General features: G+C 70.4%; 9 protein-coding genes and 1 riboswitch. Of the genes, 6 read left to right on the forward strand and 3 right to left on the reverse strand.

All coding sequences use genetic code 11. The features are described from left to right. Together PHQ87_RS11010 and PHQ87_RS11015 are read left to right on the forward strand one after the other, a co-directional pair. Positions 1-242, forward strand: a 242-nt coding sequence (locus PHQ87_RS11010) for a neutral zinc metallopeptidase (RefSeq protein WP_300234031.1), incomplete at its 5' end; no start/stop codon positions are given. Between the two features lie 198 nt (positions 243-440). Continuing rightward, positions 441-1910, forward strand: a complete 1470-nt coding sequence (locus PHQ87_RS11015) for a DEAD/DEAH box helicase (protein ID WP_300234034.1) — start codon at positions 441-443, stop codon at positions 1908-1910. 43 nt (positions 1911-1953) lie between these two features. On the opposite strand, the gene PHQ87_RS11020 is transcribed toward PHQ87_RS11015, so the two are convergent. After that, positions 1954-2790: a symmetrical bis(5'-nucleosyl)-tetraphosphatase gene (locus PHQ87_RS11020; RefSeq protein ID WP_300234036.1), complete on the reverse strand. Its 837-nt coding sequence runs from the start codon at positions 2788-2790 to the stop codon at positions 1954-1956. Positions 2791-2799: 9 nt separating this feature from the next. Here PHQ87_RS11020 and PHQ87_RS11025 point away from each other — a divergent pair, with 9 nt between their 5' ends. Next, on the forward strand, positions 2800-4089 hold the full coding sequence (locus PHQ87_RS11025) for a hemolysin family protein (protein WP_300234038.1): 1290 nt from the start codon (positions 2800-2802) through the stop codon (positions 4087-4089). A 6-nt stretch (positions 4090-4095) separates the two neighbouring features. Here PHQ87_RS11025 and PHQ87_RS11030 read toward each other — a convergent pair whose 3' ends face one another. Then, a complete protein-coding gene (locus PHQ87_RS11030) occupies positions 4096-6435 on the reverse strand; it encodes an ATP-dependent DNA helicase (RefSeq protein ID WP_300234041.1) in 2340 nt (779 codons plus the stop codon). 35 nt (positions 6436-6470) lie between these two features. Here PHQ87_RS11030 and PHQ87_RS11035 point away from each other — a divergent pair, with 35 nt between their 5' ends. Then, positions 6471-7277, forward strand: coding sequence for a hypothetical protein (locus PHQ87_RS11035; RefSeq protein WP_300234044.1), 807 nt, complete (start codon positions 6471-6473; stop codon positions 7275-7277). Between the two features lie 29 nt (positions 7278-7306). Continuing rightward, a riboswitch (yybP-ykoY riboswitch) is annotated at positions 7307-7472 on the forward strand. A 20-nt stretch (positions 7473-7492) separates the two neighbouring features. Further along, a complete protein-coding gene (locus tag PHQ87_RS11040) occupies positions 7493-8071 on the forward strand; it encodes a TMEM165/GDT1 family protein (protein ID WP_300234047.1) in 579 nt (192 codons plus the stop codon). Between the two features lie 58 nt (positions 8072-8129). On the opposite strand, the gene PHQ87_RS11045 is transcribed toward PHQ87_RS11040, so the two are convergent. Beyond that, positions 8130-9005 (reverse strand): hypothetical protein, encoded by an 876-nt coding sequence (locus tag PHQ87_RS11045; RefSeq protein ID WP_300234050.1) that lies wholly within the window; start codon positions 9003-9005, stop codon positions 8130-8132. A 394-nt stretch (positions 9006-9399) separates the two neighbouring features. Between PHQ87_RS11045 and PHQ87_RS11050 the strand changes: the two genes are divergently transcribed. Continuing rightward, positions 9400-10221, forward strand: an 822-nt coding sequence (locus PHQ87_RS11050) for a cation:proton antiporter (RefSeq protein WP_300234053.1), incomplete at its 3' end; no start/stop codon positions are given.

Here is a 10221-nt window from a genome sequence, read left to right on the forward strand (position 1 = left end):
CCGGCATCTGGGCCCATCACAACCACCAGAGCAAGGCCATCCTGGAGCCGGGCGACATCGAGGAGGCGCTCAACGCCGCCGCCGCCATCGGCGACGACACGCTGCAGCGCAAGAGCCAGGGCACGGTCGTGCCCGACAGCTTCACCCACGGCACCAGCGAGCAGCGCCAGCGCTGGTTTCACACCGGCCTGAAGACCGGCAACGTGCAGGCCTGCGACACCTTCAACGCGCGCACGCTCTGACCGGGGTATGGCCGCGGCGCCGGCGGGATTTTCGGCGCCAGACGGGCGTATCGGGCGCCAATGTCCGCAAAGTGCGACAATATAGGGTTAAGGCCCGTTGCGGCCATCCTGAGCGCCCGGCCTGGCCACACCTTGTGAAGCTGCCTTTTCGAGCGCACCACTTTTGCTTGCCTTTGCTGCTTGGCCCAGCCAGATTTGATGACCCAGTCCTTTTCCGAACTCCAGCTCTCGCCCAACCTTGCCCGCGCCATTGCCGAGATGGGCTATGAGAGCATGACGCCCATCCAGGCGCAGGCCATTCCGGTGGTGCTGCAGGGGCGTGACGTCATGGGCGCGGCCCAGACCGGTACCGGCAAGACCGCTGCCTTCTCGCTGCCGCTGCTGCAGCGCATGCTCAAGCACGAAAACGTCTCCACCTCGCCGGCGCGCCACCCGGTGCGCGCCCTGGTGCTGCTGCCCACGCGCGAGCTGGCCGACCAGGTGGCCGACCAGATCAAGCAGTACGCCAAGTACACCCAGTTGCGCAGCGCGGTGGTGTTCGGCGGCATGGACATGAAGCCGCAGACGGCCGAGCTGAAAAAGGGCGTCGAGGTGCTGGTGGCCACGCCCGGGCGTCTGCTGGACCACATCGAGGCCAAGAACTGCGTGCTCAACCAGGTCGAGTACGTGGTGCTCGACGAGGCCGACCGCATGCTGGACATCGGCTTCCTGCCCGACCTGCAGCGCATCCTGTCCTACCTGCCCAAGACGCGCACCACGCTGCTGTTCTCGGCCACCTTCTCGCCCGAGATCAAGCGCCTGGCCAGCAGCTACCTGCAGGACCCGATCACCATCGAGGTGGCGCGCTCGAACGCCACCGCCTCGACGGTGGAGCAGCACTTCTACCGCGTGGACGACGACGACAAGCGCCAGACGCTCAAGCAGATCGTCAAGGAGCGCGGCGTGACGCAGGCCTTCGTGTTCGTCAACAGCAAGCTGGGCTGCGCGCGTCTGGCCCGTTCGCTGGAGCGCGACGGCCTCAAGACCACCGCCTTGCACGGTGACAAGAGCCAGGACGAGCGTCTCAAGGCGCTGGACGCCTTCAAGAAGGGCGAAGTCGATCTGCTGGTGTGCACCGATGTGGCCGCGCGCGGCCTGGACATCAAGGACGTGCCGGCGGTGTTCAACTTCGACATCCCCTTCAACGCCGAAGACTACGTGCACCGCATCGGCCGTACCGGCCGCGCCGGCGCGTCGGGCCTGGCGGTGTCCTTCGTCAGCGGCAAGGACACGCGCCTGATGGCCGACATCGAGAAGCTGATCGGCAAGAAGTTCGAGCTGGAGGCGCTGGAGCTGGAAGCCGACAAGCGGCCGGCCGGCCACTTCAACGACGGCCAGCGCGCCTGGCGCCAGCAAGGTGGGGAAGACGGCGAGCAGCGCGCGATCCGCGAGGCCCGCGCCAGCCGCGAGGGCCGCAGCCGGGGCGAGCGGCGTCCGTACGGGGCCGCGGCCCGCGTGCCGGCCGATCCGCTGTTCGACAAGCCCTACGAGCCCAGCCTGGCGCCGGACGAGAAACCGTCCTGGGAAAGCCAGGCCAAGCCGGTGCCGAGCCGCCTGTCCCCCAACATCAAGACCCGCAAGAAGGTGCCGGCGCTGTTCAAGGCGCCCGCGCCGGCCGACTCCGTCTGAAACCCGAGCCTGACCCCGATCCCGAGCCCGAGCCTGCGGCGCGTCAGGCCGCGCCGGGCTTTTGCGCCTGCGTGCAGCGCACGGCCATGCGCTCGACCTCGCCGGGCCGTTCGCCGATGCGTGCCGCCGTCAGGCAGCCGCCCCACACACAGCCCGAGTCCAGCGCCAGCGCATCGTCGCGGCCGCTCTCGCCCAGCGTGGACCAGTGCCCGAAGGCCACCGGCGTGCCGGCGGTGCGGCGCCCGGGCACCTCGAACCAGGGCATGAAGCCCGGCGGTGCCGCAGCGGCGCTGTCCTTGGTGTCGAACTCCATCACACCATCGGCATTGCAAAAGCGCAGCCGCGTCAGTGCGTTGACGATCACGCGCAACCGGTCGAAGCCCTGCAGGTCGTCGTCCCAGCGGTCGGGCCGGTTGCCGTACAGGTGCTGCAAGAACACCTGCCAGTGTTCGCCGCGCAGCGCGCGCTCGACCTCGCCCGCCAGGCCCAGCGTCTGCGCCACGTCCCACGCGGGCAGCACGCCGGCATGCACCATCAGCCAGCCGCCCGCGCGCAAGGCCATGGGGCGCTGGCGTATCCAGTCCAGCAGTGCCTCGCGCCGGGGCGAAGACAGTATCCCGTCCACCGTGTCGTTGCGATGGGGCCTCTTCACGCCCTGCGCCACGGCCAGCAGGTGCAGGTCGTGGTTGCCCAGCAGCGCCTGCGCGCTGCTGCCCAGCGCCATCAGGCGCTCGAGCACGGCCAGCGAGGCCGGCCCCCGGTTGACCAGATCACCCAGAAAGAAAAGCGTGTCGCGGCTCGGTGAAAAGCCGATCGTGTCCAGCAGGCGGCCCAGGGGCTCATCGCAGCCCTGCACATCGCCGATCATGTAAAGTGCCATTCCACGATTATGGATTTCCTCCTCATCGCCTTCCTGACCCTGCTCAATGGCGCCTTCGCCATGTCGGAACTGGCGCTGGCCTCCAGCCGCAAGGCGCGGCTGACGGCGCTGGCCGAAACCGGAGACAAGGGGTCTGAAGCCGCCCTGCGCCTGCTGGACAACCCCACGCAGTTCCTCTCCACCGTGCAGGTGGGCATCACCTCCATCGGCATGCTCAACGGCATCGTGGGCGAGGCCGCGTTCAGCGGCGACCTGGCCGGCAAGCTCATGGTGCTGGGCATGAACACCGGCAGCGCCCAGGCCCTGGCCACCGCGATCGTGGTGGTGATCATCACCTTTGTGACCATCGTCTTTGGCGAGCTGGTGCCCAAGCGCATCGGCCAGCTCTACCCGGAGGCGGTCTCGCGCTGGGTGTCGCGCCCCATGGCCTTCCTGGCGAAGGCGGCCAAGCCTTTCGTCTGGCTGCTTTCGTACACCACGCAGTGGGTGCTGCGGCTGCTGCGCATCGACGTCAACGCGCAGCAGTTCGTGACCGAGGAAGAGATCAACGCCAGCCTGGAGGAGGGGGTGGATGCGGGCATCATCGAGGAGCAGGAGCACCGCATGGTGCGCAACGTGTTCGAGCTCGACGACCGGCAGCTGATCTCGATCATGGTGCCCCGCTCCGATATCGAGTGGCTGGATGCCGACAGCTCGCTGGAGCACGCGCTGCCCAAGGCCTGGGCGGGTGCGCATTCCTGGTACCCGGTGTGCCGCGGGGGGCTGGACCATGTGATCGGCATCATCCATTTGCCGCACCTGCTGGCGCTGCGCGAGCAGGGCGTCGGCGGCACCATCGGCGAGCACGTGCAGCCGGCGGTGTTCGTTCCCGAGACGCTGACCGGCATGGAACTGCTGGAGCAGTTCCGCGTGCAGGCGATCCGCATGGCCTTCGTGGTTGACGAGTACGGCGTGGTGCAGGGTCTGCTGACGCCGCGCGACCTGCTGGAGGCGATCACCGGCGAGTTGTCGCCCGAGCGCCCGGTCGATGCCTGGGCGCTGCCGCGCGACGATGGAAGCTGGCAGCTCGACGGTGCCATGCCGGTGGCCGAGCTGAAGGCCCGGCTCGACATCGACGAACTGCCCGACGAGGACAAGGGACGCTACAACACCGTCGGCGGCCTGATGCAGACGGTGGCCGGTGACCTGCTGGCCCAGGGCGACCACGTGGACTGCGCCGGCTGGCGTTTCGAGGTGCTCAAGCTCGACGGCCGCCGCATCGACCAGGTGAAGGCCTCGCCCGCGCCGGCGGAGGCGTGAGCGCCTTCAGCGGGGGCCGCGCACGCGCACGGTCTCCACGTGCCAGTGCGGGGGCAGCAGCGCCCGCACCTCGCGCCGCGCGAAGCGGTCGTCCATCAGCCAGACGGTGCCGGTGTCGTGCTCGGTGCGGATCACGCGGCCGGCGGCCTGCACCACCTTCTGCAGGCCGGGGTACAGGTAGGTGTGCTCCCAGCCGTGGCCGAAGCGCGCCTGCAGGCGCCGCCGCAGCATCTCGTTGAAGGCATCCACCTGCGGCAGGCCCAGCGTGGCGATGAAGGCGCCGATCAGGCGCTGGCCCGGCAGGTCGATGCCCTCGCCGAACACGCCGCCGAGCACGGCGAAGCCGATGCCCTGGCCGCCCGCCACGAAGCGGTCGAGAAAGGCCTGTCGCGCCGCGTCGTCCATGCCGCGCGCCTGCGCCCACAGCGGAATGTCAGGGTGCGTCTGCTGCATGGCCTGCATCGTCTGCGCGAGGTAGTCGAAGCTGCTGAAAAAGGCCAGGTAGTTGCCGGGCCGCTCACGGAACTGCGTGGCCATGATGTCGCACAGCGGCGCGAGCGAGGCGGCGCGGTCGGCCCAGCGTGTGGACACGTCGGCGGCGATGCGCACCGTGAGGTGCGCGGGGTCGAAGGGCGAGGGCACGCGAAGCTGCACCGTGTCGGTGGGCAGGCCCAGCATCTCCACGGCGTGCGCCATGGGCGAGAGCGTGGCCGAGAACAGCGTCACCCCGTGCAGGCCCTGCCAGCGTGGCGCCAGCAGCGGGGCCGGCACCAGGTTGCGGATGCCCACCACGGGCTGGGCCGTGCGCAGTCGCGGCAGCGGGCGGCGGCAGGGTGTCAGGTCGCAGGCCGAGTGGTCGCCGAAGCCGTCGGCCATGCGCAGCCAGTGCAGGGCGTCGAAGAACCCGTGCATCAGGTCGTTGTGCGCGGCGCTGGCCGGTTCCCGGGCCAGGTGGTCGGCAATGGCGGTGCAGGCCTGCTGCAGGCCATGGCGCCAGTCGGCCGGCAGGCCGTCCAGCTCGGTGTGATCGCCCGTGGCCTGCTTCGCCAGCGCGTTCCAGTGCCGGTGCAGGCGGTCCAGCGCGGGGCGGATTGCTGCCGGGGCGCCGGCGCGCAGGGCCTGGAAATCGGCCGGGTCCAGTTCGGCGCTGTGCATGTCGCGTGCGCGGCCGATGAGGTGGTGCGCCTCGTCCACCAGCAGGGCCACGCTGCGGCCGTCTTCCTCGGCCAGGGCGAGCCAGGCCGCGCCCGGGTCGAACACGTGGTGGTAGTCGCCCACGGCCACGTCGCTCCAGCGCAGCAGCTCCTGGCCCAGGTAGTAGGGGCAGATGCCGTGGTCGGCGGCGATGCGGCGCAGGGCCTCGTGGTTGAGCCAGCGCGCCCGCGCGGCCTCGAGGCGGGCGGCCGGCAGGCGGTCGTAGAAGCCCCGGGCCAGCGGGCAGGCGTCGCCGTGGCAGGCCTTGTCGGGGTGCTCGCAGGCCTGCTCGCGCGCGCGGTGCTCCACCACGCGCAGCGGCAGGCTTTGTTCCGCGCCGAGCTGCCGCAGGCCACCCAGTGCCAGCGCGCGGCCGGTGGTGCGCGCGGTCAGGTAGCACAGCCGGTCGGTGGCGCGCAGCGGCAGGGCGCGCAGCGCGCCGAACAGGGTGGCAATGGTCTTGCCGATGCCCGTGGGGGCCTCGGCCAGCAGCGCCCGGCCGTCGCGGTGGGCGCGGTACACCGAGGCCGCCAGCTCGCGCTGGCCGGGCCGGAAGGCCGGGTGCGGAAAGGCCAGCGCGCGCAGGGCCGCGTCGCGGGCGGCGCGGTGCTCGCGCTCCTGCAGCGCCCAGCCGGCGTAGCGCTCGCACAGCCCATCGACGAACTCGCGCAGGCTGGGCGCCGTGTGGTGCTCGCTCAGCACCGTCTCGCGGCCGCTGTCGATGTCGTAATAGACGAGCGCGATGTCCAGGCCGTCGAAGCCCAGTTGCTCGCACAGCATCCAGCCATAGACCCGGGCCTGCGCCCAGTGCAGGGCCTGCCGGTTGGGGCGGATCAGCGACGGGTCGCCCCGGTGGGTCTTGATCTCTTCCAGGCGCCGGGCGTCCGGGTCCCAGCCGTCGGCACGGCCCTGGATGCGCAGGCCCCGGCAGAGGCCGCTCAGCGGCACCTCGCGCTGGTAGCCGGGCCCGCGCCGGGCGGTGACGGTGGCATGGCCCTCGATGCCGTCGATGCCCGTGGGCGAGGGGGTGAAGCGCAGGTCCAGGTCGCCGCCGCGGGCCGCGAAGTCGCACAGCACGCGCACCGCCACCGCGCCCAACGGCTGCTCGCCGGCGGCCAGCGTGGTCTGCTCGGGCTGGGTGTGCGTGCTCATGGCGGCGACCATGATACTGGGTATATATTCAGTCCATGACCGAACCCGTGATTGCGCTCAACCGCCGGCACGACCGCCGGCTGCGCGACATCTACCGCTCCGCCGGCTGGCCCTGCCAGGACACGCTGGAGGTGGAGTTGCTGGTGGCCGGCCTGCTGGAGCGGCGCTGCGACGCCCTGGGCCGCGAAACCCTGCACCTGACGGCGGCGGGCCTGCAACGGCTGGCGCAGGCGTTTGCGGGCAACCGGGCCGTGCGCGGGCCGCACGAAACGCTGGTGTCGCAGGTGGCGCTGATGCTGCAGCACGCCGGCCGTCTGGCCTGGCGCGGCCTGATGCTGCGCGTGCCCCTGCCGCTGTCGCTGTTCGAGGCCGGGCCGGAACCCCCGCCAGTCGCCGGTGGCTCCGGCCAGCTCTGGGCCGACGGGCTTGCGCCCGCGCCGCCACCGGCGGGCCACACCTGGGTGATGGCCTGCCCGGACGTGTTCTCGATCCGCCGCAGTTCGGTCGAGGCCTACCTGGAGCCGGTGGTGCACGAGATCAAGGTCAGCCGGGCCGACCTGCTGGGTGACCTGCGCAAGCCCGCCAAGCGCGCCTCCTACCTGGCCATGGGCGGCGCCTGCTGGTACGTGCTCGGGCGCGACGCCAAGGGGCGGCCCATTGCCGAGCCCGACGAGATACCCGCCGAGTGCGGCGTGCTGCAGGCCGGGGGTGGTGGCACGTTCTCGGTGCTGCGCGAAGCGCCGCGCCGTGCCGTCGAGCGCCTGCCGCTGCAGGTGTGGATGAGCCTGGCCCAGGCCAGCCCCGAGCCGCCGCCGGAGGAGCCCGCGCAGGCCATGTTCTGAGGGCGCTTGCGGTGCGCTCTGTTACACTCGCGCCTGTCATTGGGGAGTAGCCGCTCTTCGCCCCCGAAGAGGTTCGCGTCAACACACTTGGCCCGCAGGCCATGGCGCGTACAGCAACCGCCTGGCAAGACCATTGACCACGTCGCCCCCGCAACGGCCGGAGGGGTGTGTGGTCAATCGCGTTCTTCCGGCCTGAACAAGATTTTTCTCCCCCCATGGAAGCATTGCTCGTCTCCACCGGCGTCGTGGCGCTGGCCGAAATCGGCGACAAGACCCAGTTGCTGGCATTTCTGCTCGCAGCCCGTTTCAAGAAACCCATGCCCATCATCCTGGGCATCCTGGTGGCCACGCTGGCCAACCATGGGCTGGCCGGTGCGCTCGGCGTCTGGATCACCTCGCTCGTCAGCCAGGATGTGCTGCGCTGGGTGCTGGGCATCTCGTTCATCGCCATGGCGGCCTGGATGCTCGTGCCCGACCAGATCGAGGAAGACGGCGACGAACTGGGCCGTGGGCGTGGCGTGTTCACGGCCACGCTGGTCGCGTTCTTCCTCGCCGAGATGGGCGACAAGACCCAGATCGCCACGGTGGCCATGGCCGCTCGCTTCACCGACGCCATCTGGGTGGTGGTGGGCACCACGCTGGGCATGATGCTGGCCAACGTGCCGGCCGTGCTGCTGGGCGACAAGCTCGCCGGCCGCATCCCCATGAAGCTGGTGCACGGCATCGCGGCGGCCATCTTCGCGCTGCTGGGCCTGGCCACGCTGCTGGGCGCTGGGCAGGCCTGGGGTTTCTGAACGCGCCGTGGGGGCTTGTGCCACGCCGGCCACCACGTGGCGGCTCGGCGGGCGCGGTTCAGGGCAGGCGCTTCAGGTGGCGGAACTGCACGGAAGCGCCCACTTCGTTGTCGCGCGCGCGGCGCAGGTAGGCCAGCAGGTCGCCGCGCTCGAAGGCCACGCCGTCCCAGGTGAACGGCTCCGTGACCACGTAGGTGTCCCATTCCTCGACATGATCCGGCACGTCGGCGCGCGTGACCACCAGGCGCCCCCGGTCCGCCAGGTGCCATGCCACCACGGGCGGATACAGGCGCCGCTGCGCCTCCATGTCGGCCGCTGTGCGGACCTGGCAGGGCTTCGCGTCCATGGTCACCAGCACCCTGTGCTCACCGCCGGCGTACAGGCCGATGACCTCGCAGCGCACCGGCCGCTGGCCGTCGCCGTAGGGCGAGACGCGCGCCACGGTCGGCCCGTAGCGCAGCTTGTGCGAACTTTCCGGGTACAGCCACACACCCTCGATCTGTTCCCGGGTGGCCAGCCTCAGCTCCTTGCGGTAAGGGGTGAACGGACACGGAAACAACTGCCACAGCGTGCGGGCCACCATCTCGGCCGTGGCGTCGCCCCTGTGGCCGGTGGCCGCCAGGTAGTGGATCACGTTGTCGCGCACCTGCGCCAGTGACATCCCGGGACCGAAGCACAGCGTGCGGCCGCCGTGCATGTGCTCCATCTCCTTGATGAACGCCATGAGCGGGTCGCTGGCCTTGATGTCGGGCGGCGTGCCGGTGGACGAGGCGGCCTCCTGTGCCGCCAGCGGCCCATGCGCGAGGGCACAGGCTGCGGCCAGCGCCAGCGCGTGTCGCCAGCGTGGATGCGGCCGCGGGGTGATCCGTCCGGGCGGGCGGGTACGGAGCAACAGGCCGCCGAACAGGCGGCGGATCGCACGAGGGTGACGCATGCCGGAAATTCCTCCCTGAAAGAAAAAGCGGGCCGGTCGCACGCAGTGCCGGTAGCGGCAGGGAGCGGATGCGCCCCGTGACGGGTGCGCCGGCGTTGTCGTTGTGATGACGGTGCATGGTGCGCCGGGCGAGGGCGCGGATGCCATGATGACACGCATGCCCGCCACGGCCTTCATCCAGATGAGTGATGGCCGTTGTAAGCCGGGTGCGATGCCGGGCCGCCGGCCCGGCGCATTTTTTTCTGCGAGGACCCAGTGTGGCCGGAAAAAGCTGCGGCAAAATTTCGGCGCTTCGCATCGTTTTTTCTTCGTCCCGACCGGCGCCCGGCAACCGGAAGGCCCATCAGGCCCATCCGGCCACGTCCAGGTTCCTGCCGTCAACTGCAACCGCAACATGACCATCTTTCAGGGCATCGGCGTCCTTTTCACGCTCGTGGCCATCTTCGGCTACCTCAACCACCGCTTCGTGCGCCTGCCCGACACGCTGGGCATCACGGCCGTGGGCCTGCTCGTGTCGGCCGGCGTGGCGGCGGTGGCCACGCTGTTCCCCGAGGTGCATCTGGCGCGCAAGGCACAGGAACTGGCGGCGCAGATCGACTTCACCGACGTGGTCTTCCACGGCCTGCTGAGCCTGCTGCTGTTCGCAGGTGCACTGCACGTGGACCTGGCCAAGCTGCGCGAGCACCGCCTGCCGGTGTTCCTGCTGGCCACGGTGGGAGTGCTGATTTCCACCGCGGTGGTGGGCGTGGGCTTCTACTACGTGGCGCCGCTGTTCGGTTTCAACATCAGCCTGATGTGGTGCCTGGCCTTCGGTGCGCTGATCTCGCCCACCGACCCAATTGCCGTGCTCAGCGTGCTCAAGAGCGCCGGCGCGGCGCCCGCCGTGGAAGCCAAGATCGCCGGCGAATCGCTGTTCAACGACGGTACCGCGGTGGTGGCCTTCCTCACGCTGGTGGGGCTGGCGGCCGGCACGGCCGATCTGTCGGCCGCCTCCATCGCCGCGGCGCTGGCGCGCGAGGTCATCGGCGGCGTGCTGGTGGGGCTGGCCGTCGGCTTCGGTGCGTCCTTCCTGCTGCGCGACCTGGAAAGCTATGCCATCGAGATCCTCATCACCCTGGCCATGGCCACGGCCGGCTACAGCCTGGCCGAGCTGGTGCACGTGTCGGCGCCGCTGGCGGTGGTCGTCATGGGGCTGGTGCTGGGCAACCACGGCGCG

Source organism: Hydrogenophaga sp., assembly GCF_028698005.1.
In the GTDB taxonomy this organism is placed as follows: domain Bacteria; phylum Pseudomonadota; class Gammaproteobacteria; order Burkholderiales; family Burkholderiaceae_C; genus Hydrogenophaga.

Coding starts and splice junctions, on each gene's coding strand:
- PHQ87_RS11015 (WP_300234034.1), top strand. CDS start 441: ATGACCCAGTCCTTTTCCGAACTCCAGCTCTCGCCCAACCTTGCCCGC.
- PHQ87_RS11020 (WP_300234036.1), bottom strand. CDS start 2,790: ATGGCACTTTACATGATCGGCGATGTGCAGGGCTGCGATGAGCCCCTG.
- PHQ87_RS11025 (WP_300234038.1), top strand. CDS start 2,800: ATGGATTTCCTCCTCATCGCCTTCCTGACCCTGCTCAATGGCGCCTTC.
- PHQ87_RS11030 (WP_300234041.1), bottom strand. CDS start 6,435: ATGAGCACGCACACCCAGCCCGAGCAGACCACGCTGGCCGCCGGCGAG.
- PHQ87_RS11035 (WP_300234044.1), top strand. CDS start 6,471: ATGACCGAACCCGTGATTGCGCTCAACCGCCGGCACGACCGCCGGCTG.
- PHQ87_RS11040 (WP_300234047.1), top strand. CDS start 7,493: ATGGAAGCATTGCTCGTCTCCACCGGCGTCGTGGCGCTGGCCGAAATC.
- PHQ87_RS11045 (WP_300234050.1), bottom strand. CDS start 9,005: ATGCGTCACCCTCGTGCGATCCGCCGCCTGTTCGGCGGCCTGTTGCTC.